Annotated in this window: 19 protein-coding genes and 1 tRNA gene; 2 read left to right on the top strand and 18 right to left on the bottom strand. The window is 73.3% G+C overall.

Annotation, left to right across the window (positions count from 1 at the left end):
• Positions 1 to 89: 89 nt before the first annotated feature.
• Complete coding sequence (locus AB0J57_RS14335) at positions 90 to 725, top strand: vitamin K epoxide reductase family protein (protein ID WP_366128528.1); 636 nt, start codon at positions 90 to 92, stop codon at positions 723 to 725.
• A gap of 97 nt (positions 726 to 822) precedes the next feature.
• On the opposite strand, the gene AB0J57_RS14330 is transcribed toward AB0J57_RS14335, so the two are convergent.
• The 11 genes from AB0J57_RS14330 to AB0J57_RS14280 form a co-directional block, all read right to left on the bottom strand.
• Positions 823 to 896: transfer RNA gene (locus AB0J57_RS14330), tRNA-Thr, on the bottom strand.
• Between the two features lie 78 nt (positions 897 to 974).
• Positions 975 to 2,513, bottom strand: coding sequence for an alpha/beta hydrolase (locus AB0J57_RS14325; protein WP_366128383.1), 1,539 nt, complete (start codon positions 2,511 to 2,513; stop codon positions 975 to 977).
• Between the two features lie 53 nt (positions 2,514 to 2,566).
• Positions 2,567 to 3,772, bottom strand: coding sequence for a DNA polymerase III subunit delta' (locus tag AB0J57_RS14320; protein ID WP_366128382.1), 1,206 nt, complete (start codon positions 3,770 to 3,772; stop codon positions 2,567 to 2,569).
• A 74-nt stretch (positions 3,773 to 3,846) separates the two neighbouring features.
• Positions 3,847 to 7,062 (bottom strand): dTMP kinase, encoded by a 3,216-nt coding sequence (gene tmk, locus AB0J57_RS14315; protein ID WP_366128381.1) that lies wholly within the window; start codon positions 7,060 to 7,062, stop codon positions 3,847 to 3,849.
• Between the two features lie 124 nt (positions 7,063 to 7,186).
• Complete coding sequence (gene topA / locus AB0J57_RS14310; protein WP_366128380.1) at positions 7,187 to 10,048, bottom strand: type I DNA topoisomerase; 2,862 nt, start codon at positions 10,046 to 10,048, stop codon at positions 7,187 to 7,189.
• Between the two features lie 366 nt (positions 10,049 to 10,414).
• Positions 10,415 to 10,612, bottom strand: a complete 198-nt coding sequence (locus AB0J57_RS14305; protein ID WP_366128378.1) for a hypothetical protein — start codon at positions 10,610 to 10,612, stop codon at positions 10,415 to 10,417.
• 312 nt (positions 10,613 to 10,924) lie between these two features.
• Complete coding sequence (locus AB0J57_RS14300) at positions 10,925 to 12,463, bottom strand: class I SAM-dependent methyltransferase (RefSeq protein WP_366128377.1); 1,539 nt, start codon at positions 12,461 to 12,463, stop codon at positions 10,925 to 10,927.
• A 91-nt stretch (positions 12,464 to 12,554) separates the two neighbouring features.
• Positions 12,555 to 13,238 carry a small secreted protein gene (locus tag AB0J57_RS14295; RefSeq protein WP_366128376.1) on the bottom strand — a complete coding sequence of 228 codons (684 nt, stop codon included), beginning with the start codon at positions 13,236 to 13,238 and terminating at the stop codon, positions 12,555 to 12,557.
• A gap of 245 nt (positions 13,239 to 13,483) precedes the next feature.
• Positions 13,484 to 15,874 carry a sodium-translocating pyrophosphatase gene (locus tag AB0J57_RS14290; protein WP_366128375.1) on the bottom strand — a complete coding sequence of 797 codons (2,391 nt, stop codon included), beginning with the start codon at positions 15,872 to 15,874 and terminating at the stop codon, positions 13,484 to 13,486.
• Positions 15,875 to 16,112: 238 nt separating this feature from the next.
• Positions 16,113 to 16,571 (bottom strand): ATP-binding protein, encoded by a 459-nt coding sequence (locus AB0J57_RS14285; RefSeq protein ID WP_366128374.1) that lies wholly within the window; start codon positions 16,569 to 16,571, stop codon positions 16,113 to 16,115.
• A 555-nt stretch (positions 16,572 to 17,126) separates the two neighbouring features.
• Positions 17,127 to 17,480 (bottom strand): STAS domain-containing protein, encoded by a 354-nt coding sequence (locus AB0J57_RS14280; RefSeq protein WP_003967428.1) that lies wholly within the window; start codon positions 17,478 to 17,480, stop codon positions 17,127 to 17,129.
• A gap of 79 nt (positions 17,481 to 17,559) precedes the next feature.
• On the opposite strand from AB0J57_RS14280, the gene AB0J57_RS14275 reads away from it, so the two are divergent.
• Positions 17,560 to 20,037: a DEAD/DEAH box helicase gene (locus AB0J57_RS14275; protein WP_366128373.1), complete on the top strand. Its 2,478-nt coding sequence runs from the start codon at positions 17,560 to 17,562 to the stop codon at positions 20,035 to 20,037.
• Here AB0J57_RS14275 and AB0J57_RS14270 read toward each other — a convergent pair.
• The 7 genes from AB0J57_RS14270 to ssd form a co-directional block, all read right to left on the bottom strand.
• Positions 19,979 to 20,320: an Rv3654c family TadE-like protein gene (locus AB0J57_RS14270; RefSeq protein WP_366128372.1), complete on the bottom strand. Its 342-nt coding sequence runs from the start codon at positions 20,318 to 20,320 to the stop codon at positions 19,979 to 19,981. The two genes, AB0J57_RS14275 and AB0J57_RS14270, sit on opposite strands and share 59 nt — an antisense overlap.
• Before the next feature lie 161 nt (positions 20,321 to 20,481).
• Positions 20,482 to 20,847: a TadE family type IV pilus minor pilin gene (locus AB0J57_RS14265; protein WP_366128371.1), complete on the bottom strand. Its 366-nt coding sequence runs from the start codon at positions 20,845 to 20,847 to the stop codon at positions 20,482 to 20,484.
• A complete protein-coding gene (locus AB0J57_RS14260; RefSeq protein WP_366128370.1) occupies positions 20,834 to 21,040 on the bottom strand; it encodes a DUF4244 domain-containing protein in 207 nt (68 codons plus the stop codon). The genes AB0J57_RS14265 and AB0J57_RS14260 overlap by 14 nt, the downstream gene beginning before the upstream one ends.
• Positions 21,041 to 21,092: 52 nt before the next feature.
• Entirely contained in the window at positions 21,093 to 21,797 is a 705-nt protein-coding gene (locus tag AB0J57_RS14255; RefSeq protein ID WP_366128527.1) for a type II secretion system F family protein, read from the bottom strand.
• Positions 21,798 to 21,841: 44 nt separating this feature from the next.
• Positions 21,842 to 22,690 (bottom strand): type II secretion system F family protein, encoded by an 849-nt coding sequence (locus AB0J57_RS14250; protein WP_366128369.1) that lies wholly within the window; start codon positions 22,688 to 22,690, stop codon positions 21,842 to 21,844.
• Entirely contained in the window at positions 22,684 to 23,835 is a 1,152-nt protein-coding gene (locus AB0J57_RS14245) for a TadA family conjugal transfer-associated ATPase (RefSeq protein ID WP_366128368.1), read from the bottom strand. Before AB0J57_RS14245 ends, AB0J57_RS14250 begins: the two co-directional genes overlap by 7 nt.
• On the bottom strand, positions 23,832 to 24,935 hold the full coding sequence (ssd, locus tag AB0J57_RS14240; RefSeq protein ID WP_366128367.1) for a septum site-determining protein Ssd: 1,104 nt from the start codon (positions 24,933 to 24,935) through the stop codon (positions 23,832 to 23,834). Before ssd ends, AB0J57_RS14245 begins: the two co-directional genes overlap by 4 nt.
• Positions 24,936 to 25,323: the final 388 nt, after the last annotated feature.

Genomic DNA, 25,323 nt, shown 5'->3' with positions numbered 1-25,323 from the left:
CCTGCCGCCGGGGCTTTCCCTCGTTCCGGGGAAGAAAACGGGGAAAACCGCGACGAAAGGATTCGGCGTGTAACGTCGCCGCCATGACGATGACGCGCGTGAAGGACGAGGCGCCCCTCGCCCGGACTGAGGATCGCGAGCGGGACATCACGGTCGGCGCCGGCCGGCCGCTCGCGTGGCTGCTGGTGATCACGGGTGCGGTCGGGCTGCTCGCGGCGTGGGTGATCACGCTCGACAAGTTCAGACTGCTAGAGGACCCGGCCTTCACCCCGGGGTGCAGCCTCAACCCGGTGGTGTCGTGCGGCAACATCATGAAGAGCGAGCAGGCGTCGGTGTTCGGGTTCCCCAACCCGATGCTCGGCCTGGTGACCTACGGCATGGTGATCGCCATCGGCGCGGCCCTCCTCTCGGGCGCACGCCTGCGGCGCTGGTACTGGCTGGGCCTGAACGCCGGGACACTCTTCGGAGTCGGCTTCTGCACCTGGCTGATGCACCAGTCCCTCTACGAGATCGGCTCGCTCTGCCTGTGGTGCTGCTCGGCGTGGGCCGCGACCATCGTCATGTTCTGGTACGTGACCTCGCACACCCTCCGCAAGGGCCTGCTCCCCGCCCCGCGCGCGGTGCGGGGGTTCCTCGACGAGTTCACCTGGGTCCTGCCCGCCCTCCACATCGGGATCATCGGAATGCTGATCCTCACCCGCTGGTGGACCTTCTGGACAAGCTGACGAGCCCGGACGGGGGCCCGCCGGGCCCGCCCGTGGGCCCCCACCTCCGGGCATGCGAAAAGGCCAGGTCACAGTGGTGCGACCTGGCCTTCTTCGGAGCCGCCTTCGGGATTCGAACCCGAGACCTACGCATTACGAGTGCGTTGCTCTGGCCAACTGAGCTAAGGCGGCAGTGCCGTGCGATTCCCCCTGGGAGGTGCAGCGGCGGGGACCAGTTTACACAGGTCCAGGGGGTGCCTCGCACACGCGTCAGCGGCAGCGCTTTCCGGGCGGGGGGACCGTGCCGTCCAGGAGGTAGGTGTTGATCGCGGTGTCGACGCAGTCGCTGCCGCGGCCGTACGCGGTGTGGCCGTCGCCGTCGTAGGTCAGGAGGGTGCCGGAGGAGAGCTGGGCGGCGAGGGACTTGGCCCACTTGTAGGGGGTGGCCGGGTCGCGGGTGGTGCCGACGACGACGATCGGCGCGGCGCCGTTCGCCTCGATGCGGTGGGCGGTGCCGGTGGCTTTGGTGGGCCAGTACGCGCAGTTCAGGGACGCCCAGGCCAGGCCCTCGCCGAAGACGGGGGACGCCTTCTCGAAGGAGGGGACGGCGGCGGCGACCTGGTCGGGGCTGGTGAAGGCGGGCGGCTGGTCGAGGCAGTTCACGGCGGCGTTGGCGTACATCAGGTTCGAGTACGTGCCGTCGCCGTTGCGCTCGTAGTAGCCGTCGGCCAGGGCCAGCAGGGCGGAGCCCTCGCCGCCCATCGCCCGGGTCAGCGCCTCGCGGAGCTGGGGCCAGGCGGACTCGTCGTACATGGCGGCGATCACGCCCGTGGTGGCCAGCGCCTCGCCGAGTTCGCGGCTCTCGCCGGTGGGGACGGGCCGGTCGTCGAGCGCGGCGAAGAACGCCTTGAGGCGGGCGGCCGCAGCCGTGGGCGACTCGGTGCCGAGCGGACAGTCCGGCTGCTCGACGCAGTCGGCGGCGAAGGACTGGAAGGCCGTCTCGAAGCCGGCCGTCTGGTCGCGGTTCAGCTCGGCGGTCGGCAGGGACGGGTCCATCGCCCCGTCCAGGACCAGCCTGCCGGTGCGGGAGGGGAACAGCTCGGCGTACGTCGCCCCCAGGAACGTGCCGTACGAGGCGCCGACGTAGTTCAGCCTCTCGTCCCCGAGGACCGCGCGGAGGATGTCCATGTCGCGGGCGGACTCGACCGTGGAGACGTGGGGCAGGATCCGGCCGGAGAGCTTCTCGCAGCCGGCCGCGAATTTCCTGAAGGCGGCGGCGAGGCGGGCGGTTTCGCCCCGGTCGTCGGGGGTCTGGTCCACCTGCGTGTACGCGTCCATCTGCGGGCCGTCGAGGCACCGGACGGGCTCGCTGCGGGCCACGCCGCGCGGGTCGATGGCGACCACGTCGTAGCGGGCGCGCACGGGGGCGGGGTAGCCGGCGCCCGCGTACCCCTGGAGGTAGCCGACCGCCGAGCCGCCGGGGCCGCCGGGGTTGACCAGCAGCGAACCGAGGCGCTTGCCGGGGCCGGTGGCCTTGACCCGGGACACGGCGAGCTTGATCTGCTCGCCGTTCGGCTCGGCGTAGTCCAGGGGGGCCTTGAGCGTGGCGCACTCGAAGCCGGGGGCGCCGCACGCGCGCCAGGTCAGCCGTTGGCCGTAGTACGCCTTGAGCTGCTCGGCCGAGGCGGCCGAGGACGCGGCCGGGGCGGAGGCGGCCGGTGTCGTGCCCCCTTCCGTGCAGCCGGCCAGGAGCAGGCCGAAGACCGAGAGGGTGATGGCGGACGTGCGGAGCAGACGGCTGGAGTCCATCCCCGGAGCGTAGCCGGATGCTCACGCCTCGTGCCCGCGACTACCCGTACGGGTTACCCCTGGCGGAGGGCCATGGTCATCGCCTCCACCGCGAGCAGCGGCGCCACATTGCGGTCCATGGCCTCGCGGCAGGCGAGCACCGCCTCGATCCGGCGCAGCGTCCGCTCGGGTGTCGACTCGCGGGCTATCCGGTCCAGCGCGTCGCGCACGTCCTCGTTGGCCAGGGCGGTGCCGGAGCCGAGCTGTAGGGCGAGGACGTCGCGGTAGAAGCTCGTCAGCTCGCCGAGGGCCAGGTCCAGGCTGTCCCGCTGCGTACGGGTCCTGCGGCGCTTCTGCTTGTCCTCCAGCTCCTTCATCGCACCGGCCGTGCCGCGCGGCATCCTGCCTCCGGGTGCGGCCCCGAGCGCGGCCTTCAGCTCCTCGGTCTCCTTGACGTCGGTGCCCTCGGCGACCTCCTTGGCGTCCTCGGCCGCCGCGTCGATCAGCTCCTGGGCCGCCTTGAGGCAGCCGCCGATGTCGTCCACCCGCAGCGGCACCTTGAGGACGGTCGCCCGGCGGGCCCGGGCGCGCTCGTCGGTGGCGAGGCGGCGTGCGTGGTCGATGTGGCCCTGGGTGGCGCGGGCGGCGGCGTACGCGGCCTCCGGCTCGATGCCGTCGCGCCGGATCAGGACGTCGGCGACGGCCTCGACCGGCGGCGTACGCAGCGTGAGGTGGCGGCAGCGGGAGCGGATGGTGGGCAGGACGTCCTCGATGGAGGGCGCGCACAGCAGCCACACCGTGCGGGGAGCGGGCTCCTCCACCGCCTTCAGGACCGCGTTGGCGGACTTCTCGTTCAGCCGCTCGGCGTCCTCGACGAGGATGACCTGCCAGCGGCCGTTCGCCGGCGACGTGAACGACTTGCGGACCGTGTCCCGCATGTCGTCGACCAGGATCTGCGTGCCCACGGCGGCGACCGTCGACACGTCCGCGTGGGTGCCCACCAGCGCCGTGTGGCAGCCGTCGCAGAATCCGCAGCCCGGCTCCCCGCCGAGCGCCCGGTCGGGGCTGACGCACTGGAGCGCGGCGGCGAACGCCCGGGCGGCGGTGGTCCGCCCGGAGCCGGGCGGACCGGTGAACAGCCACGCGTGCGTCATCTTCGACGCGTCGGGCTGCGCGGTGCCGCTCGCGTCGGCGGTGACGAGCGCGTCGGCGTCACGGGCGGCGGCGCGCAACTGCTCCTGGACACGGTCCTGGCCGACCAGGTCGTCCCATACGGGCATGGGTCACCGCCTTTCGTTCCATGGCTTCCCATTGTGGGGCAGGGGTCTGACAACGGTCGCCGGTCCGCCGCCCGTCAGCGGCGGCGGCCGCCTCCGGCCCCGTAGTCCTCGTCGTCGTCGTGCGGGCCGAGCAGCTCGTCGGCGAGCGTCGGCAGGTCGTCCAGCGGGGTCTCCTCCGCCCAGTCCGAGCGGCGGCGGGGCCTGCCCTGCTCGTCGACCTGCGGCAGCTCCCGGGTCCGCTCCACGGCCGCGCGCCCGGGCTCCTCGTCGCGGAAGAACCCCGGCGGCACGCGGTCGGCGGGCCCCTCGTCCCGCACGGGCGGCAGGACGGCGGTCTCGTCGGCGGGGCCGACAGGGCCGGGGCCCGCGTCCCGGACGGGCGGCAGGACCGCCGTCTCGTCGGCGGGGCCGGTGGGACCGGCGGGAGCCGTGGGGTCAGTGGGACCGGCGGTGTCGGCGGGGCCAGCCGCGTCGGTGTCGGCAGGCCCGCTGTCGCGTACTGCGCGCAGGACCGTCGTCTCGTCGTCGGCCGCCGGGCCCGTGTCCCGTACGGGCGGAAGGAGAGCCGTCTCGTCGTCGTCCTTGCGCATGTTGACGCGCGGCGCCGGGACCTCCTGGGTCTCCTGGTCCGGGTTCACGACCGGAGTCGGCACCGTGGTCTCCGCGGCAGACGCGGAGGCAGACGCGGACGCAGCCGCCGACGCCGCGGCCGCCGCCTCGGCGCGCCGCCGTGCCTCCTCGGCGCGCAGCAGGGCCTCCTCGGCCTTGCGCTGCTTCTCCAGGCGCCGTGCCTCGGCCTCGGCGCGGAGCCGCTCCTGCTCCTCCTTGAGCTTGCGCAGCCGCTCCTGCTCCTCGCGGCGGGCCTTCTCCTCGGCCTCGCGGCGGCGCCGCTCCTCCTCGGCGAGCCGGCGCGCCTCCTCCGCCCGCCGCCTGGCCTCCTCGGCCTGCCGCTCGGCCTCGCGCTGCCGCGCCTCTTCCTCCTCGCGGCGCTTGCGCTCCTCCTCCTCGGCACGCAGCTTGGCGAGCTGCTCCTGGCGCTCGCGCTCCAGGCGCTCCTCCTCGGCCTTGCGCGCCGCCTCTTCCTCGGCCTTGCGCCGGGCCTCCTCCTCGGCCGCCTTGCGCGCCTCCTCCATGGCCTTCACCTCGGCCTCGGAGAGGGGCAGCACCTGGTCGAGCCGGTGGCGGATGACCGTGGTGACGGACTCCGGCTCCTGCCCCGCGTCCACCACCAGGTACCGCCCGGGGTCCGCCGCCGCGAGGGCGAGGAAGCCCGCCCGTACGCGCCGGTGGAACTCCGCCGGCTCGGACTCCAGCCGGTCCGGCGCCTCGGTGAACCGCTCCCGCGCGGTCTCGGGCGACACGTCGAGGAGGACGGTCAGGTGGGGTACGAGTCCGCCGGTGGCCCAGCGGTTGATGCGGGCGATCTCGGTGGGCGACAGGTCGCGGCCCGCGCCCTGGTAGGCGACGGACGAGTCGATGTACCGGTCGGAGATGACGATGGCGCCCCGCTCCAGGGCCGGGCGGACCAGCGAGTCGACGTGCTCGGCGCGGTCGGCGGCGTACAGCAGCGCCTCCGCGCGGTTGGACAACCCGGCGCTCGACACGTCGAGGAGGATGGAGCGCAGCCGCTTGCCGATCGGTGTGGCGCCCGGCTCGCGCGTGACGACCACCTCGTGGCCCTTGGCGCGGATCCACTCGGCCAGCGCCTCCACCTGCGTGGACTTGCCGGCCCCGTCGCCGCCCTCCAGGGCGATGAAGAACCCGGTCTTCGACGGCGCCTGCGCCGGGTCCCCGCCGCGCAGCGCGTCCCGCAGATCGCGGCGCAGCGGCACGCCGGAACGGTCGTCCGTCCTGGCCAGCACCAGCGCCGCGACGGGCAGCAGCAGGGCGCCGACCAGCATCAGCGTGAAGGCGGCGCCGCCGTGGGCGAAGACGAAGTCGCCGCTGGCGAGCCGGTGCGGGCCGATGGCGGCCGCCAGCAGCGGGGCGGCGAGCGCGCCGAGCGCGATGGACACCCGTACGACGGCGTGGAGGTGCTCGGTCAGCCGCGGCCGCCGGTACTCCTCCGTCTCCTGGTCGAGCAGGGTGTGCCCGGTGTTGGCGGCGACACCGGCCGCGAATCCCGCGCCGAGCGCGATGAACAGCACGGTCGCCGTGTCGGGGACCAGCCCGAGGGCGAGCAGCGCGACGCCCATGACGGCGGTCGCGAGCGCCAGCAGGCGGCGCCGGGAGAGGGCGGGCAGTACGGAGGGGGCGCGGCGGATGCCGAGGCCCGTGCCGCCGGTCAGCGCCAGCAGCAGGAGCGCGAACGCGACGGGGCCCCCGCCGAGGTCCCTGGCGTGCAGGGCGGCGACGGCGGCGGCGGACGCGACGGCTCCGGCGACGGCGGCGCAGGCCAGCACGAGCAGCGGTATGGCTCCCGTACGCCCCTTGTCGACGCCGTTGCCGGTCGACGGGCGGCGCAGGCCCTCCAGCGGGGAGCGGGGGCGCGGCGTCTGGGCGTCGGGCAGCTCCAGAAAGTACAGGACGGAGACGGACGCGGCGAACAGTCCGGCCGCCACGTACGAACCGAGGGCCGCCTGGTGGCCGGAGAACCAGTCGATGCCCGTCCCCAGCACGTTCCCGATGAGCGTGGCGACGAGGAGCGCGGCGGCGGCGCCGGGGACGGCGGCGAAGCCCGTGCGCAGCGACAGGCGCCGCAGCGCGTCCATGTGGTCCGGCAGCGGCCGTACGGCGGCGCCCTCCAGGGGCGGGGCGGGCAGCAGCGCGGGGGCCGCGCCCTCCTTGGCGACGGTCCAGAAGCGCTCGGCGACCCCGGCCAGGAAGGCGGTGCCGAGAAGGAACGCGAAGGCCTGGTCGGGCGTCCAGTCGATCCACAGCGGCGCGATGACCAGCAGCACGACCCGTACGCCGTCGGCGCCGACCATGGTCCAGCGCCGGTCCAGGGGGCCCTTGGGGGCGGTGAGCGTGGTCAGCGGGCCGAGCAGGACGGCGCCGAACAGGAGCGTGGACAGCACCCGTGCCCCGAAGACGGCGGCGACCGCGAAGGCCGCGCCGCGGTACCCGCCTCCGAAGGCGCCTTCGACGACCGCCGCCTGCAGGGCCAGCAGCACCAGGACGAGCAGGGCGAGGGCATCGCCGATCCCGCCGACGAGCTGCGCGCTCCACAGCCGCCTCAGCGGCGGGGTGCGCAACAGAGCCCGTACGGCGCGCTCGCGGGAGTCTGCGGCAAGTGCGGCGTCGGAGTCTGAGGTGGGGCTCAAGACCGTTGGCTGCTCGGCTCGCGTCATCCCATCAGCCTATCCGGACCGACTGACACCCAGTCGTCCCCGCCCGAACAAACGGCTGACCAGCAGTACCGCCCCGGGGCGAGGCCCTGGGGCGGTACTGGTGTCGTCGACCGTCAGTGGCTGGTCACTCCTCCGACGAGGTTGACGTCGCCGTCCTGGAGGCCGTGGCCTTCGCCGTGGCCTTCTTCGCAGTCGTCGTCTTCTTCGCCGTGGTGGTCTTCTTCGCGGCCGTCTTCTTGGCCGTCGCCGTCTTCTTGGCGGCGGTCTTCTTCGCCGGGGCCTTCTTGGCCGCCGCCTTCTTGGCCGTCTTCTTCGCCGGGCCCTTCGCGCGCTTCTCCGCCAGCAGCTCGTACCCGCGCTCCGGCGTGATCGTCTCCACGCTGTCGCCGGTCCGCAGCGTGGCGTTCGTCTCGCCGTCGGTGACGTACGGCCCGAAGCGGCCGTCCTTGACGACGACCGGACGCTCGCTCACCGGGTCGGTGCCCAGCTCCTTCAGCGGGGGCTTGGCGGCGGCGCGGCCACGCTGCTTCGGCTGGGCGTAGATCGCCAGAGCCTCCTCCAGCGTGATGGTGAAGAGCTGCTCCTCGTTCTCCAGCGACCGCGAGTCCGTGCCCTTCTTCAGGTACGGGCCGTAGCGGCCGTTCTGGGCGGTGATCTCGACGCCCTCGGCGTCGGTGCCCACCACGCGCGGCAGCGACATCAGGCGCAGCGCGTCCTCCAGGGTCACCGTGTCGAGGGACATCGACTTGAAGAGGGATGCCGTGCGCGGCTTGACCGCGTTCTTGCCGGTCTTCGGGGTGCCCTCGGGCAGGATCTCCGTGACGTACGGGCCGTAGCGGCCGTCCTTGGCCACGATCTGGTGGCCCGTCGCCGGGTCCGTGCCCAGCTCGAAGTCGCCGCTCGGCTTGGCCAGCAGCTCCTCCGCGAGCTCGACCGTCAGCTCGTCGGGCGCCAGGTCCTCCGGCACGTCGGCGCGCTGGTGGCCCTCAGCGTCCTTCTCGCCGCGCTCGATGTACGGGCCGTAACGGCCGACACGCAGCACGATGCCGTTGCCGACCGGGAAGGAGGAGATCTCCCGGGCGTCGATCGCGCCCAGGTCGGTGACCAGCTCCTTCAGACCGCCGAGGTGGTCGCCGTCGCCGTTGCCGGCCTCGGCGGCACCGCCCGCGGCGACCGTCGCGTCGCCCTCGCCGAAGTAGAAACGCTTCAGCCACGGCACGGCCTGCGCCTCGCCGCGCGCGATGCGGTCGAGGTCGTCCTCCATCTTCGCGGTGAAGTCGTAGTCGACGAGCCGGCCGAAGTGCTTCTCCAGCAGGTTGACGACGGCGAAGGACAGGAAGGACGGGACGAGGGCCGTGCCCTTCTTGAAGACGTAGCCGCGGTCCAGGATCGTGCCGATGATCGACGCGTACGTCGACGGGCGGCCGATCTCGCGCTCTTCCAGCTCCTTGACCAGCGAGGCCTCGGTGTAGCGGGCCGGCGGCTTGGTGGCGTGGCCGTCCGCCGTGATCTCCTCGGCGGTCAGCGCGTCGCCCTGGGCGACCTGCGGCAGCCGGCGCTCGCGGTCGTCGAGCTCGGCGTTCGGGTCGTCGGCGCCCTCGACGTACGCCTTCATGAAGCCGTGGAAGGTGATCGTCTTGCCGGACGCGGAGAATTCGGCGTCGCGGCCGTCGCTCGCCCGGCCGCCGATCTTGACGGTGACGGAGTTTCCGACGGCGTCCTTCATCTGGGAGGCGACGGTCCGCTTCCAGATGAGCTCGTACAGCTTGAACTGGTCGCCGGTCAGTCCCGTCTCGGCGGGCGTGCGGAAACGATCACCCGAGGGACGGATCGCCTCGTGCGCCTCCTGCGCGTTCTTGACCTTGCCGGCGTACACGCGCGGCGTGTCGGGCAGGTAGTCGGCGCCGTAGAGCTGCGTGACCTGGGCCCGGGCCGCCGCGACGGCGGTGTCGGACAGGATGGTCGAGTCCGTACGCATGTACGTGATGAAGCCGTTCTCGTACAGCTTCTGCGCGATCTGCATCGTCGCCTTGGCACCGAAGCCGAGCTTGCGGCTGGCCTCCTGCTGGAGGGTGGTGGTGCGGAAGGGCGCGTACGGGGAGCGGCGGTACGGCTTCGACTCGACGGACCGGACGCTGAACGACGCGTCGGCGAGCGCGGCGGCCAGGGCGCGGGCGTTCGCCTCGTCCAGGTGCAGCACCTGGCCCGAGGACGGCTTCAGGCGCCCGTCCGGGCCGAAGTCACGGCCCTGGGCGACGCGCCGGCCGTCGACCGTGGCCAGGCGGGCGATGAGGTTCGACGGGTCGGAGGCGTCACCGGTGCGGCCGGTGGCGAACGTGCCGGTCAGGTCCCAGTACTCGGCGGAGCGGAACGCGATGCGCTCGCGCTCCCGCTCGACGACGAGGCGGGTGGCGACGGACTGGACCCGGCCGGCGGACAGCCGGGGCATGACCTTCTTCCACAGGACCGGCGAGACCTCGTAGCCGTAGAGGCGGTCGAGGATCCGGCGGGTCTCCTGGGCGTCGACCATGCGCTTGTTCAGCTCGCGCGGGTTGGCGACGGCGGCCTGGATGGCGTCCTTGGTGATCTCGTGGAACACCATCCGGTGGACCGGGACCTTGGGCTTGAGGACCTCCAGCAGGTGCCACGCGATGGCCTCGCCCTCGCGGTCCTCATCGGTGGCGAGGAAGAGCTCGTCGGACTCGGCGAGCTGCTCCTTCAGCTTCCTGACCTGGGCCTTCTTGTCGGCGTTGACGACGTAGATGGGCTGGAAGTCATGCTCGACGTCCACCCCGAGGCGGCGCACCTCGCCGGTGTACTTCTCGGGCACCTCGGCGGCGCCGTTGGGGAGGTCGCGGATGTGCCCGACGCTCGCCTCGACGACGTAGCCGGGGCCGAGGTAGCCCTTGATCGTCTTCGCCTTGGCAGGCGACTCGACGATGACGAGTCGGCGGCCGCCCTGTGCGGTCTCGCTGGTCGGGGACAACTTCGCTCTTCTCTCCGGTCGACGCTCGGTGGCGCGTGCCGCGCGGTGTGGTCGCACCGCGTGCACTCCTTGCGCACTGCTGTGACGCTGTGCTCTGACACTGCTCGCGCTGTTTACGCTGCTGTCGCTGCGGAGTGTGACGGTACAACCCGCCCCCGTGTCAAACGGCAAAAGACCGCAACGGCCACTCGAACGGTAACCCGACTCCGGGCATTCCTGCCGCCCGGACTCCCCTCAGAACACGGAGCCCCCCATTCCGCCGTGCCCTCGGACGCGGCTCGGTCGAGGCCCGGACCAGGCCCGGATGCGGCCCGGACCAGGCTCGGACGCGGCTCGGACCAGGCTCGGACGCGGCTCGGACCAGGCTCAGACGCGGCCGAAGCACCACACCCCGAGGATCACGAAGGCCGCTCCCAGCGAGACCGCGAACGTCATCGCCGCGACCGGGCTCACCCCGTGCGCGACCGGCGCCCGGTGCAGCGCGCGTGTCCCGGTCCACAGCAGCAGTCCCGCCCCGAACAGCGTGAACGCCGCCCCGGCGAAGATGGCCGGTCCGCTCTCCATGCCCGTACCCCGTTCCTCGGTGATCCTCTGGGTTGCCCCGAGGGCGAGGCTGACACCTCTGGGAGTCGTCGGCGCGAATTGTGGGTGAACGGCACGGGAGACGCGCCGCGGGTTCACCCACGCGGCGCCGGGTCCGGGGGAGGCGGGTGCCGGTGGTGGGAAACCGGCGGGCCGCTGCGAGAAGTGGATGTTGGCCGGTTTCGCCTCCCGCCGTCAGGGCCTGTGGCGGGGATCCCCTTCATGCACGCCCGGGACAGGCTCCCATTTCTTTGCGCGTCCCGGGGCGGGCGCCCTTCACGGTCTCCCGCGCCTTCAGGCGCCCCGCGCCGGCTCCAGGAAGCCTTCCTCCACCAGCAGCCGGATCGCCTGCGGCGTACGGTCCCGAAGCAGCACCGGGTCCTCGCCCATGAGCTGGGCGATGGCGTCCAGGATCCGCCCCGCGCTGAGCGTGCCGTCGCAGACGCCGGCGAAGCCCGCGCCGACGGCGTCCACCTTGGTGGCGCGGCGCATACCCCGGTTCTGCCGCAGCACCACGTGCTCGGGGTCCTCCGCGCCGGGCAGCCCGACCTGTTCCTGCATCACCTCCGGCGCCAGCACGAAGTGGTCGGCCAGCAGCCCCGCGTCGTCGCGCGACCGCAGGTAGTCCTGGCGCGCGAAGTGCGCCCGTACCGTCTCGCCGAGGGGCTGCTCCACCGGGTGCGGCCACTCCTCGATGACGATGGACGGCTCATCCGCACCGGACTTGCGGAGCGTGATCCAGCCGAAGCCGACCGCCTTGGTCTTGCGCGCCTCGAACTCGTCCAGCCACGCCTCGTACCGCGCCGCGTACTCCTCCCGGTCCGCCAGGAGGTGGTCCCCGGCGTCCCGCAGCCACAACTCGGCGTACTGCGTCACCTCCTGGACCTCGCGCTGCACGATCCAGGCGTCGCACCCGCGCGGCACCCAGGAGCGCAGCCGCTCCTGCCAGTCCTCCCCCTCGACGTGCTGCCAGTTGGCGAGGAAGTGCGCGAACCCCCCGTCGTTCAGCCGCTCCCCCGCCTGCTGGACGAGCGACCGGCACAGATCGTCCCCGCCCATCCCGCCGTCCCGGTAGGTCAGCCGGGCGCCTGGGTCCCGGCCGGAGGCCAGGGGGGAGATCACGAATGGCGGGTTCGACACGATCAGGTCGTACGTCTCCGACGCCACCGGCTCGAACAGCGAACCCGTGCGCAGGTCGGCCTCCGGCGCCCCGGAGAGCGCCAGCGTCAGCCGGGCGAACTCCAGCGCCCGGGGGTTCAGATCCGTCGCCGTCACGCGCGTGGCGTGCTGCGCGGCGTGCAGCGCCTGGATGCCGGAGCCGGTGCCGACGTCCAGGGCGGAGGCGACGGGCGTACGGACCGTGATTCCGGCGAGCGTGGTCGACGCGCCGCCCACGCCGAGGACCACGCCCTCGCCGCGGCCGCTCGCCCCGGCCGCCCCGCCCACGGCGCAGCCCAGGTCGGAGACGATGAACCAGTCCTGGCCCTCGGGCCCGCCGTACGGCCGGACGTCCACGGTGGCGCGGATCTCGCCGCCCTCCTCCACCACCCATCCGTCGGCGAGCGCCTCGTCCAGCGGCAGCGCCGCGCGCGCCCGTTCGTGCGGAACGGGGCGCTGGAGGAGGAAGAGGCGGACGAGCGTGGCGAGCGGCCCGTCCGCGCGGGTGGCGCGCAGGGCGGGAACCGTCTCGCTGCGGGCGAGCGCCGCGTAGGCGGGTGCGCCGAGCAGTTCGAGCAGGCCGTCGGCGGTGAAGCCGACGGCGAGCAGGGCGTCGCGGAGGCGGTCGGCGCGGTCGGGCACCGGGAGGCTGGCGGTAAGGCTGGACGTACTCACCTGCCCATTGTGACCGCCGCCACTGACAATCGACGCGCGGCCCGGCCCCCGTGGGGGAACCGGGCCGGTCCCGCGTCAGTGCCGGAACGCCTTACTGGGCGGCCTGGCTCGCCGAAGCGGAAGCCGCGACGGAAGCCGACGCGCGGGCCGGTGCCGAAGCCCCGGCGGACGCCGAAGCGGCCGCGTCCGGGCCCGGCTTGGCCGGCGGGATGGTCGGCGAGACCGTCGCCTCGGCCCTGCGGCAGCCGGGCTGCTTGGCCATCGCCTGGCCCAGCTCGCCGGACTGGAGCTTGGCCAGCGCGTCCTGGTCCATCTTCTCGATCCTCTTCAGCCCGTCCGCGACGCCTTGCAGCCCGTCCGCGAACTTCTGCTGGTTCTTCGGGTCGAGCGCGTCGACCTGCTTCTTGAGGCCCTCGTACGCCACGGCCGTGGCGTTGAGCTCCTTGACCGCGTCCTGCTGGAGCTTCTCGCCGTTGTCGACGGGCGGTACGCCGGCGTCCTGCACGGCCTTGGCGAGCGCCTTGTCCGCGTCGGCGATGTCCTGGAAGGCCTTCGAGTCGGCCGCCTGGATGTCGGCGGGCTTGCCGTCCGCCGCCGTCGAGATGATGGCCTGCTGGGCGTTGGCCCTCTTCTGGATCTGCGGCTGCGCCTGGTCGCAGACCTTCTTGGCCCAGGCGTCCACCTTGTTGTCGCCGCCGTCGTCGTCGCCGCAGCCCGACAGCGCGAGCACCAGTACCGCACCGCCGGACAGTGCGACCGCAAGCTTCTTGTTCACCGGTTTGGTCCCTTCCAAGGCTCTCGGCCCCGGAACATACACGCCAAGTGGGCTACATTCGCGCGCCATGTGACCGTTCCGTACGCTTTTACAACCATTTGCATCAAGAGAGAAACGGGAGAGAGAAGGCTCTCACCGCCCGTGCGCCGAACGGGCGGACGGAGCGTCAGCACGCCCCGTCCGCCCGTTCCCTGAGCAGGTGTTACGCCGGGTCCGCACCGGTTCCGAGCCGGTCCGGCGCCGGTCTACAAGGTCGCCGCCTTGCTGGTGACCCGCCCGGCGGTGTTGTTGTCCTCGTCACCCATGGCGACCGTACGCCTCTTCGACACGTACACGGCACCGATGATGATGAGGATCGCGAGCGTCGCCACCACCGCCCGTACGCCCGCGCTGGCGTCGTCGCCGTAGCTGAACTGGACGACGGCGGGCGCGATCAGGAGCGCCACCAGGTTCATCACCTTCAGCAGCGGGTTGATCGCCGGTCCGGCGGTGTCCTTGAACGGGTCGCCGACCGTGTCGCCGATGACGGTGGCCGCGTGCGCCTCGCTGCCCTTGCCGCCGTAGTGGCCGTCCTCGACGAGCTTCTTGGCGTTGTCCCAGGCGCCTCCGGAGTTGGCGAGGAAGACGGCCATCAGGGTGCCGGCGCCGATGGCACCCGCGAGGAACGAGCCGAGGGCGCCCACCCCGAACGTGAACCCGACGGCGATGGGCGCCATGACGGCGAGCAGACCGGGCGTGGCCAGTTCACGCAGGGCGTCCTTGGTGCAGATGTCGACGACGCGCCCGTACTCCGGCTTCTCGCTGTAGTCCATGATCCCGGGGTGCTCGCGGAACTGCCGGCGCACCTCGTAGACCACCGCTCCGGCCGACCGCGACACCGCGTTGATCGCCAGCCCGGAGAAGAGGAAGACGACCGCGGCACCGAGGATCAGCCCGACCAGGTTGTTGGGCTGGGAGATGTCCATGGTCAGATTCATCTCCGCCGCCCTGGCCCCCACCTCGCGCACGGCCGTGGCGATCGCGTCCCGGTACGAGCCGAAGAGCGCGGCCGCCGCCAGTACGGCCGTGGCGATGGCGATGCCCTTGGTGATGGCCTTGGTGGTGTTGCCGACGGCGTCGAGGTCGGTGAGGACCTGCGCCCCGGCGCCCTGCACGTCGCCGGACATCTCGGCGATGCCCTGGGCGTTGTCGGAGACCGGGCCGAAGGTGTCCATGGCGACGATGACGCCGACCGTGGTGAGCAGTCCGGTGCCGGCCAGGGCCACGGCGAACAGCGCCAGGGTGATCGACGTACCGCCGAGCAGGAACGCCCCGTACACCGAGAGACCGATCAGCAACGCGGTGTAGACGGCGGACTCCAGGCCGATGGAGATACCGGCGAGGATGACGGTGGCAGGCCCGGTCCTGGAGGACTTTCCGATGTCCCTGACCGGGCGGCGGCTGGTCTCGGTGAAGTAGCCGGTGAGCTGCTGGATCAGCGCGGCCAGCACGATGCCGATGGCGACCGCGACGAGCGCGAGGATGCGCGGGTCTCCGCCGTGCGCCCGGATGGCGGCCTCGGTGACGCCTTCGAGGGAGGCGTACGAGGAGGGCAGGTAGACGAAGACCGCCACGGCCACCAGCGCGAGCGAGACCACTGCGGAGATGAAGAACCCTCGGTTAATGGCTGTCATCCCACTGCGGTCGGCGCGCCGCGGGGCGACCGCGAAGATTCCGATCATCGCGGTGACCACGCCGATCGCCGGCACGATCAGGGGGAAGGCGAGACCGAGGTCTCCGAACGCCGCCTTGCCGAGGATCAGCGCGGCGACCAGTGTCACGGCGTACGACTCGAAGAGGTCGGCGGCCATGCCCGCGCAGTCGCCGACGTTGTCACCGACGTTGTCGGCGATGGTGGCGGCGTTGCGGGGGTCATCCTCGGGGATGCCCTGCTCGACCTTGCCGACCAGGTCGGCGCCTACGTCGGCGGCCTTGGTGAAGATGCCGCCGCCGACACGCATGAACATGGCGATCAGCGCGGCGCCCAAGCCGAAACCTTCCAGCACCTTGGGCGCGTCGGCCGCGTACACGAGGACCACGCAGGACGCGCCGAGCAGGCCGAGCCCCACCGTGAACATGCCCACGACGCCACCCGTACGGAAAGCGATCTTCATCGCCTTGTGCGAGACGGTCGTCAGATCCTTTTGCGGCTCTCCGGGTGCCGGAGTCGCCTCACGCGCGGCTGCCGCCACACGCACATTGGCCCGCACCGCGAGCCGCATGCCGATGTAACCGGTGACCGCCGAGAAAAGGGCGCCCACCAGGAAGAACAGTGATCGTCCGGCGCGCTGCGACCAGTCGTCCGCGGGCAGCAGCATGAGCAGGAAGAACACGACGACCGCGAAGATGCCGAGGGTTCGCAACTGACGGGCCAGATAGGCGTTCGCGCCTTCCTGGACGGCAGCCGCGATCTTCTTCATGGCAGCGGTGCCCTCACCGGCCGCCAGTACCTGGCGTACCAGGAGCTGGGCCACGATCAGGGCGGCCAGGGCCACGGCCGCGATGACGACCACGATGATCCGGTTGTCATCGGTGAGAACCGCGGCCGCGAGAGAAGTCGGGTGGTCGGACACTTGAGTGGTGAAGAGCCCCGCCATTCGTCCTCCTTGACGTCAGAAGAGCTCAAGACGTGGACGGATTGTAGGGAGCAGAACCTGATCAAAACAGAGCGCCGTAGAACAGAATTGACCTTCGCTTGCCAGTCGGCAAATGCACGTTGCAAGGAATCCACTCGAAAGCAGTAATGACTTTAAACCATTGACGCCCGGCGGGACGATCTAGGAAATGAGAAAAGGCCCTGCTCAGCAGGGCCTTTTCATTTCACCGGTTCGATGGTCAGGTCACCACGGCGGTGGGATTCGTCGGCCATGTCATCCGGATGACGCCACCCGCCTCACCGGCCGACACCTCGACGTCGTCCACGAGCCCGGTGATGACCGCGAGGCCCATCTCGTCCTCGCCCTCCGCGTCGTCGAACTCCTCGGCCGGGGCCGCGTCACGGCTGCCCGGCACCCCGGCGGCGTCGGCCGCCGCGACGCCCGCGCCCGGGACCTCGTCACCGACCTCGATGGAGAACGTCTTCTCCTCCTCGGTCAGCACGACCCGGACCGGGGAGGTCACGTTGTTGCTGCGGTGCAGCCCGACGGCGCGCGAGCACGCCTCGCCGACGGCGAGCCTGACCTCGTCCAGCACGGCTTCATCGACCCCGGCCCGGCGCGCCACGGCGGCCGCCACGAGACGGGCGGTCCTGACGTGCTCGGGCTGGGCGCTGAAGCGGAGTTCAACGGTGGCCATGCGGTCCCCCTCGGACGTGCGAGCGTGCCTCTCAGAGGACCGGGCTGGACGCCCGGCACCCTGCTCTTCCTCCCGGATCCTTCAGTTCTCCGGTCCCGAGCCGGCCGGCGCGGTCGGACCGGTCGGTACCGGTCGCCTACGGCCGACACCGGGTGCCTACGGCGGCCCGGAGCCCGGCCGTGGTGGCCGACCCGGCTCACCGGTCCGCTGACCGGCCGAGCACCGGTCGGCTGACCGGCCGCGCCGACCCGGTCGACCGCTTGGTCGCCCGACCCGGTCGCGCTTCCGGTCGCCGTCCCGTCGCCCGCCGGGCGGGACCCGAGCGAGCCGGGCCGGGAACGCCCGGAGCGCCGGTCCCGAACGGCCCGGCGCGGACCCGGACCGTACCCGGCGCGGTGCCGGGCGAGCCGGGCGCGAGCCGGGCGAGCCGGACGAGCCGGGCGCGCCGGAGACGAACGGCGCCGGGACCGGGGCGCGCCGAACAGCGCCGAACCCCGGACGGCGGCCGTCCGAGGGCGGCCCACCGGTGCGGCGAACCGACTCGGTCGTGACGACTCAGTCGGTGGCCGCGACGGCCTCGTCGACCGTGGTGTGGATCGGGAACACCTTGGTCAGACCGGTGATCCGGAAGATCTTGAGAATGCGCTCCTGGTTGCAGACCAGGCGCAGCGAGCCCTCATGCGCGCGCACGCGCTTCAGGCCGCCCACCAGCACGCCGAGGCCGGTCGAGTCGAGGAAGTCCACGCCCTCCATGTCGACAACCAGGTGGTAGCTGCCGTCATTCACCAACTCGACCAACTGCTCGCGCAGCTTGGGCGCGGTATACACATCAATCTCGCCACCGACCTCGACGACCGTACGGTCGCCACCAGGGCCGGACACATTGCGAGTCGACAGGGACAGGTCCACGGATCCTCCAGCACCTTGCTATCGAGCGGTCGCCCCTCGGATTCTCCGGACGGAGCCAGGGGACGGATCGCCAGCCGCGATGGCATTCAATCACTTACCAGCAGCCATGCACGACGCCTTGGGAGCATTGTCCGTCAGGCCGGTGACACACTCGGTGCCGATGGCCATGAATCACAGCCCCAGTCGACCTCCCGAGAGCGGGGACACCCGCCCCTCCCCCGGTACGGTCCTCGACCGGCTCGCCGCAAGGGCGAACCGGGCTGCGCGCATCACTCATACGGAGCACCTGCCCCCAAGAGCGGGTCGCCATGCAGTCTGGCCCGATCGCATCCGTCCAGAAGTGATCAACGCCATCCAAACGGCGGGCATCGAGCACCCCTGGGCGCACCAGGCGGCCGCCGCCGAGCACGCGCTGGACGGCGAGTCGGTCGTGATCGCCACCGGTACCGCGTCCGGCAAGTCCCTCGCCTACCTCGCGCCGGTCCTGTCCACTCTGCTGGACGGGTCCGAGGCACCCAACGGTCGGGGCACCACCGCCCTCTACCTCGCCCCCACCAAGGCCCTCGCAGCCGACCAGCGGCGCTCGGTGAAGGCGCTCGCCGCCCCACTGGGCAACCGGATCCGGCCCGCCGTGTACGACGGCGACACGCCCGTCGAGGAGCGCGAGTGGGTCCGTCAGTACGCCAATTACGTACTGACCAACCCCGACATGCTCCACCGGGGGGTACTCCCCTCCCACCCGCGCTGGTCGTCCTTCCTGCGCGCCCTGCGCTATGTCGTCATCGACGAGTGCCACACCTACCGGGGAGTCTTCGGCTCCCACGTCGCCCAGGTGCTGCGCCGCCTGCGCCGCGTCTGCGCCCGCTACGGCTCCTCGCCCGTGTTCCTCCTCGCCTCCGCCACCGCCGCCCAGCCGGCCCTCGCCGCCGGGCGGCTGACCGGCCTGCCCGTCCGTGAGGTCGCCGACGACGCCTCCCCGCGCGGGGAGCTGGTCTTCGCCCTGTGGGAGCCGCCGCTCACCGAACTCCAGGGCGAGCAGGGCGCCCCCGTACGCCGCACCGCCACCGCCGAGACCGCCGACCTCCTGACGGACCTGACCGTCCAGGGCGTCCGCTCGGTCGCCTTCGTACGCTCCCGGCGCGGTGCCGAGCTGATCTCGGTCATCGCCAAGGAACGCCTCGCGGAGGTCGACCGCTCGCTGCCCAAGCGGGTCGCCGCCTACCGGGGCGGCTACCTGCCCGAGGAGCGCCGGGCCCTGGAGCGGGCCCTGCACTCGGGCGAACTCCTCGGGCTGGCCGCGACGACCGCCCTGGAGCTGGGCATCGACGTGTCGGGCCTGGACGCCGTGGTGATCGCCGGCTATCCGGGCACCCGGGCCTCGCTGTGGCAGCAGGCGGGCCGCGCGGGACGCTCCGGTCAGGGGGCGCTGGCAGTCCTCGTGGCCCGTGACGACCCGCTGGACACGTTCCTCGTCCACCACCCGGACGCACTGTTCCGCCAGCCGGTGGAGTCGACCGTCCTGGACCCCGACAACCCGTACGTCCTCGCCCCTCACCTGTGCGCGGCGGCCGCGGAACACCCTCTCACCGATGCCGACCTGGCCCTGTTCGGCCCGGCCGCCCCGGAGCTGCTGCCCCAGCTCGAGTCGGCCGGCCTGCTGCGGCGGCGCGCGTCCGGCTGGTACTGGACCCGCCGGGAACGCGCCGCCGACCTCACCGACATCCGGGGCGAGGGCGGCAGCCCCGTTCAGATCGTCGAGGCCGGCACGGGCCGGCTGCTCGGCACGGTCGACGAGTCGGCCGCCCACGCCGCCGTCCACGAGGGCGCCGTCCACCTCCACATGGGCCGCACCTATCTGGTCAAGGAGCTCGACCTCAAGGACTCCGTCGCCCTCGTCGAGGAGGCCAACCCGCCGTACTCCACCACCGCCCGCGACACCACCGCCATCTCCGTACTCGAGACCGACACCGAGGTCCCCTGGGGCGACGGACGCCTGTGCTACGGGTCCGTCGAGGTCACCAACCAGGTCGTCTCCTTCCTCCGCCGCCGCCTGATCACCGGGGAGGTGCTCGGCGAGACCAAACTCGACCTGCCGCCGCGCACCCTGCGCACCCGCGCCGTGTGGTGGACCGTCACCGAGGACCAACTGGACGCCGCACGGGTGAACCCGGAGCAGTTGGGCGGCGCCCTGCACGCCGCCGAGCACGCGTCCATCGGACTGCTGCCGCTCTTCGCCACCTGCGACCGCTGGGACATCGGCGGCGTGTCCGTCCCGCTCCACCCGGACACCCTGCTGCCGACGGTCTTCGTGTACGACGGCCATCCGGGCGGCGCCGGGTTCGCCGAGCGCGCCTTCCACACCGCCCGGGAGTGGCTCACCGCGACCCGCGACGCCATCGCGTCCTGCGAGTGCGAGGCCGGCTGCCCCTCCTGCGTCCAGTCGCCCAAGTGCGGCAACGGCAACGACCCCCTGCACAAGCGGGGCGCCGTCCGCCTGCTCACGGAACTGCTGCGGGGAGCACCGGAAGCGCCCCAGGAGGCCCCGCCCGCGCCCTGACCCCGGGCGCGTACGGCCCGAACCGGGCCCGCGCCGTCACGTCCGCGATCTCGCCGCGCACCGTGCAGCGCACGACTTCCGCGCCCTGGGCCCGTGCCACCCGGCCCGCCGCCTCGCACGCGTCGGCCGCGCCCCACAGCGCCCGGTCCGCCGCCGCGAGCGCCGCCAGGTCCGCTGCGCCGCCCGCCCGGTGCCGCGCGGCCACCGCCTGCCCCAGGGCGAGGACCGCCGCGAAGACCGCGCACAGCACCATGCCCGCCATCGCCGCCCATACCGTCGCCACCCCCCGATCCGACCACCGCCCCGGACCGCGACAGGAGCGGACGCCCGAGCCGGGGCCCACCCCTCCGCCCGAGCCGGCACCCGAACGGGCACCCATGCTGGGGCCCGCACCGCCGCCCCAGCCGGGGTCCACGCCCCGGTCCACGCCGCCACCCCCGGCCCTCATGGCGTCACCCCCACGGTGTCCTCGGCCAGTGCGGCCGCCTCCGCGTGGAGGGTGAGGGCGAGGGGGCCGGGGCCTGGCGCGGGGGCCTCCACCCGGACGCGCCAGAGGTCCCCGGCGCGCTCGACCGCCACCCGGGCGCCGCCCGGCGCGGCCGAGCGGGCCGCCGCCACCGCCTGCTCACGCGGCTCGGAACGGGCCGCAGCCCGCGCCCCGGCCCGCGCGGCGTCCACGCACTGGATCTGCGCGGCGGCCGCCATCAGCGCCCACACGAGCGCCATCGTGAACAGCACGAGTGCCGGCAGGACCGCCGCCGCCTCGGCCGTCACCGACCCACGGTCACCGGCGGCGTCAGAACTGGGCATTGAGCGCCCTCCCGATCACCGACTCCAGCCCGCCCGACACGACGTCGCTCGTGACGATCTTGTAGAGCACGGCCGCGAAGGCGACCGCCGCCAGTGTTCCCATGGCGTACTCGGCGGTCGTCATCCCCGCGTCCCCACGCCCCCGCACCCAGCGCACCCGTGCCGCCAGGGCCTTCGTCATCAGATTCCACATGCCACAACCCCCATTGAGATGTCGAGATGTCCATTACTGAGGTGTCGGCCCGTCACAACAGCTCGCCCGCCAGCGCGATGACCACCGGCGCCACGCCGACGGCGAGGAACGCGGGCAGGAAGCAGAGCCCCACCGGTGCGGTGATCAGCACCTGTGCCCGCTGCGCGCGGGCCGTGGCCCGCCGCGCCTGTTCGGCCCGCAGACCGGCGGCCAGCCGGGAGACCGCTTCGGCCGCCGGAGCACCCGAGGCACTCGCCCGCTCCAGGCACCTCGCCAGCGGCCCGGCGGCCGGTATCTCGCCGAACCGGCCCCACGCCTCGCTCGGTTCGCCGCCCAGCCGCAGCTCGGCCGCCGCCCTGGCCAGCCCGCCGCCGACCGGGCCGCCCAGCGACGCCCCGACGGCCTCCGCCGCCTCGCGCGGCCCCGCACCGGCAGCGAGGCACGCGGCCAGCAGGTCCGCCGCGAGGGGGAGCCCACGCGCGGCCTCGCCGTCCTCGTACCCGGCCGGACGCTGGCGCCGCTGCCACCTCCGCACGCCGTACGCGGCCACGACGCCCACCACGCACCCGGCGATCCCGCCGACCAGCACCCAGCCGCAGATCACCGCCCCGGCGGGCGCCGCCCATCGCCGCACCCACGCCCCGTACTCCGGCCGCCAGGCCAGGCGCCGCTCGTGCCCGGCCCCCAGCAGGGCCGCGCCCCGTCGCCGTACCCGGCGCTCCCGTCGGCGCGCCACCACCGTCCAGGCCACCCACATCGCACCGGCCACCAGGGCCACCGCCGCCTCCACGAGCTGTCCGCTCACGGCTCCTCCCCGGCCCGTACGACGCGCCCGGCCCACCACAGGCCGAGGCCCTCCAGGAGCCCGCCGACGGCCAGACAGCCCAGGCCGGCCGGAGTGTGCAGGAGCACCCGCAGCGGATCGGCGCCGAGCGCCCAGCCCATCGCGAGCGCCACGACCGGCAGCGCCGCCAGCAACCCCACCGTCGCCCAGGCACCCGCCATCTGGGCCCTCAGCCGCTCCCGCTGGTCCCGCCGCTCCCGTAGCGCCGTCTCCAGCCGGTCCAGTCCCGCCGCGAGGCCGGCCCCGCCGTCCACGGCCACCTGCCAGCAGGCCGCCAGACCCGCCAGGCCGTCCGCGCCGTCCTCCCGCGCGGCTCGCCGCAGCGCCTCGGGCACATCGCCCCCGAACCGCGCCGCCGCCAGGACCGCCGCCTCCTCGCCGCCCAGCGCCCCGGTGCCGCGCGCCGCCCAGAGCAGCGCCTGCCCGGGCTGCCACCCGGCGCGCAGGTCACCCGCGACGGCACCGCACAGCGCGATCACCGCGTCCGCCCGCCGCTCCCGCGCCCGGGCACCCTCCCGGGCCCGCAGCCGCCGTCCCACCAGCGGCACCGCGCACGCCCCCGCGACGAGCGGCAGCACCGACCGGCCCAGCAGCGCCAGGACCACCCCCACCACCAGGCACAGCCACTCCCGCCGTAACCGCACCACCGGCGCCCACCGCCGCCAGGACCACCGGTCCGGGACCGCCGTCCCGCCGACGCCCGCGAACAGCAGCCGCGCCCGTCGCGGCCCTCGCTCCCGGTCCAGCAGGAGCCAGGCCGCCGCACCCGCGCACACCGCCGCGTACAGCGGCTGTCCCGTCACCACGGCGCACCCCCGATCAGCGACCGCAGCCGGTCCCAGCCCCGCTCGTGCCGGATCCCCTCGGCGCCCCAACGCAGTGCGGGAACCGTGACGACGAGCCCCCGCACGTCCCGTTCCAGCACATGCACCTCGGCGATCCGGCGTCGTCCCGCCCGGTCTCTCGCGAGATGGACCACCGCCGACAGCCCGGCGGCCACCTGGCTGTGCAGCGCCGCCCGGTCGAGCCCGGCGGCCGTCCCGAGGGCCTCAAGGCGGGCCGGCACATCGGCGGCGGTGTTGGCGTGGACCGTCCCGCAGCCGCCCTCGTGGCCGGTGTTCAACGCGGCCAGCAGATCCGCGACCTCGGGGCCGCGCACCTCGCCCACCACCAGCCGGTCGGGGCGCATCCGCAGCGCCTGGCGCACCAGGTCCCGCAGGGTCACCAGGCCCGCGCCCTCCTGGTTCGGCGGCCGGGCCTCCAGCCGCACCACGTGGGGGTGATCGGGCCGCAACTCGGCCGAGTCCTCGGCCAGGACGATCCGCTCGCGCTCACCGACCAGCCCCAGCAGCGTGGAAAGCAGCGTCGTCTTCCCCGACCCCGTACCGCCGCTGATCAGATACGACACCCGGGCCTCCACCAGCGCCCGCAGCACTTCCTCCCCGCCCGGCGGCACCGTCCCCGCCGCCGTCAACTCGCCCAGGGAGAAGGCGCGCGGACGCACCACCCGCAGCGACAGGCAGGTCGAGCCGACCGCCACCGGTGGCAGCACCGCGTGCATCCGCGTCCCGTCCGGCAGCCGTGCGTCCACCCACGGCCGGGCGTCGTCCAGCCGCCGTCCCGCCACCGCCGCCAGCCGCTGCGCCAGCCTGCGCACCGCCGCCGCGTCCCGGAACGCCACGCCCGACAACTCCAGCCCGGCGCCCCGGTCCACCCACACCCGGTCCGGCTCCGACACCAGCACGTCCGTCACCGCCGGATCCGCGAGCAACGGCTCCAGCGGGCCGGTCCCCACCAGTTCGCAGCGCAACTCCTCGGCCGCGCCCAGCACTTCCGTGTCGCCCAGCAACCTGCCCTGCGCCCGCAGCGCCGCCGCCACACCGGCCGGGGTCGGCTCCGTGCCGCTCTCCACGAGCCGTTGGCGGACCGCCTCCAGCAGCGCGGCCGTCACGACGCACTCTCCCCGGCGAGCGCCCGCTCCCAGAACGCCGCGCAGAACCGGCCCAGGGGCCCCCGCGCGCTGTCTCCCGGCGGGGCGCCCGCGTCCAGATCGGCCAACAGGCTTGGCTCCAGCGGCAGTTCCCCCACGAGCGGCAGGCCGAGCACCTCCGCGATCCACCGGTCGTCGACCCCGGCCGCGTACGGACCGCGCACCACCACGCGGAGGTCCCGCAGCACCATGCCCACCATGGACGCCACCCTCTTGGCGCCTGCGACGGCGCGCAGTTCGGCAGGCACGACCAGCAGTCCGAGGTCCAACTGCGCCAGCGCCTCGGCCGTGGCGTCGTCCACCCGGCGCGGCAGGTCCACGACCACCACGCCACCGCGTCTGCGCGCCGCCGCCAGCACCGACCGCATCGCCTCCGGCCGGATCGTCACCGCGTCGCCGCGGTCCCAGCTCAGCACCCGGAGCCCGCGCAGAGAAGGCAGGGACTCCTCCAGCGCCCCACCGGCGACCCGCCCCTTGGAAGCGGCGAGATCCGGCCACCGCAGCCCCTCCGCCTGCTCGCCGCCCAGCAGGACGTCGAGCCCTCCGCCCAGCGGGTCACCGTCCACGAGCATCGTCCGCCGGCCGTCGCGCGCCGCCGTGAGGGCCAGCGCGCAGGCCAGCGTCGAGGCCCCCGCGCCACCGCGCCCGCCGATCACCCCGACGGTCAGCGCCTGCCGCCCCGCGCCCTCGACCACGTCGGCGATCCGGTCGACGAGCCAGCTCTCGGCGTCGGGCAGCCGCAGCACACAGTCCGCCCCGATCTCCACCGCCCGCCGCCACACACCGGGATCGTCCTGGTCATGTCCGACGAGCAGCACGCCACGCCGCCGTGCCGCACCCCGGCACCGGGCGGCCGCGTCGTCGCCCACCAGCACCAGCGGCGCGGTCTCCCAGCATGTGCCGCGCTCGGGCACCGAGTGGTACACCTCCGGGTGCGCGCCCGCCGCGGCGCACAGCCGCAGCAGGTCGTCGAGCAGCTCCGCGTCCTCGGTGACGATCAGCGGTCCGGCCCGCCGCCCCTCGACGGCCGGCGCCCGGTCGGATGTGATGGATCCGGCCATGATCTCCGCCCCCTCTTCCCTGTCTTCTCCGTTGTCCTGTCCGTGCGATACGCCACGACGGGCGGTACGAAGTCGGCGTGAAGTCGACACGAAGTCCCGCCCCGTCCTCGCGGATGAGAGATCTGTGATTCCCCGCATCCGCGGACTTCGCGACCGGAATCACGGTGCACGGCTTCCGGAAAAGAAGTGGATCTTGCTCAAAAACTGTGGACAACTCACCGCTTGTGAATATCCCGTTAGCCCATACCAGCGACTTCCGCAGAGCAGCGCAGCGACTACACTGAGTGACGAAGAGTCGGCGTAACGGGCGTCCGGCCGAAGCGGAGGAGGGAAGAGCCAAATGATCGGTTCGAGCCGCGGGACACGGGCGAAAACGCGTCCGGACATG

This window comes from Streptomyces sp. NPDC049837, assembly GCF_040674455.1.
Classification (GTDB): domain Bacteria; phylum Actinomycetota; class Actinomycetes; order Streptomycetales; family Streptomycetaceae; genus Streptomyces.
This window is presented reverse-complemented; position numbering and strand designations above follow the sequence as displayed.

Bases quoted from the DNA above. Each gene is read 5' to 3' on its own strand.
- AB0J57_RS14275 (WP_366128373.1), top strand. From the start codon at position 17,560: ATGGCATTCAATCACTTACCAGCAGCCATGCACGACGCCTTGGGAGCA.
- AB0J57_RS14335 (WP_366128528.1), top strand. From the start codon at position 90: ATGACGCGCGTGAAGGACGAGGCGCCCCTCGCCCGGACTGAGGATCGC.
- tmk (WP_366128381.1), bottom strand. From the start codon at position 7,062: ATGACGCGAGCCGAGCAGCCAACGGTCTTGAGCCCCACCTCAGACTCC.
- AB0J57_RS14285 (WP_366128374.1), bottom strand. From the start codon at position 16,571: ATGGCCACCGTTGAACTCCGCTTCAGCGCCCAGCCCGAGCACGTCAGG.
- AB0J57_RS14305 (WP_366128378.1), bottom strand. From the start codon at position 10,612: ATGGAGAGCGGACCGGCCATCTTCGCCGGGGCGGCGTTCACGCTGTTC.
- AB0J57_RS14265 (WP_366128371.1), bottom strand. From the start codon at position 20,847: ATGCCCAGTTCTGACGCCGCCGGTGACCGTGGGTCGGTGACGGCCGAG.
- AB0J57_RS14260 (WP_366128370.1), bottom strand. From the start codon at position 21,040: ATGTGGAATCTGATGACGAAGGCCCTGGCGGCACGGGTGCGCTGGGTG.
- ssd (WP_366128367.1), bottom strand. From the start codon at position 24,935: ATGGCCGGATCCATCACATCCGACCGGGCGCCGGCCGTCGAGGGGCGG.
- AB0J57_RS14290 (WP_366128375.1), bottom strand. From the start codon at position 15,874: ATGGCGGGGCTCTTCACCACTCAAGTGTCCGACCACCCGACTTCTCTC.
- AB0J57_RS14325 (WP_366128383.1), bottom strand. From the start codon at position 2,513: ATGGACTCCAGCCGTCTGCTCCGCACGTCCGCCATCACCCTCTCGGTC.
- AB0J57_RS14320 (WP_366128382.1), bottom strand. From the start codon at position 3,772: ATGCCCGTATGGGACGACCTGGTCGGCCAGGACCGTGTCCAGGAGCAG.
- AB0J57_RS14255 (WP_366128527.1), bottom strand. From the start codon at position 21,797: ATGTGGGTGGCCTGGACGGTGGTGGCGCGCCGACGGGAGCGCCGGGTA.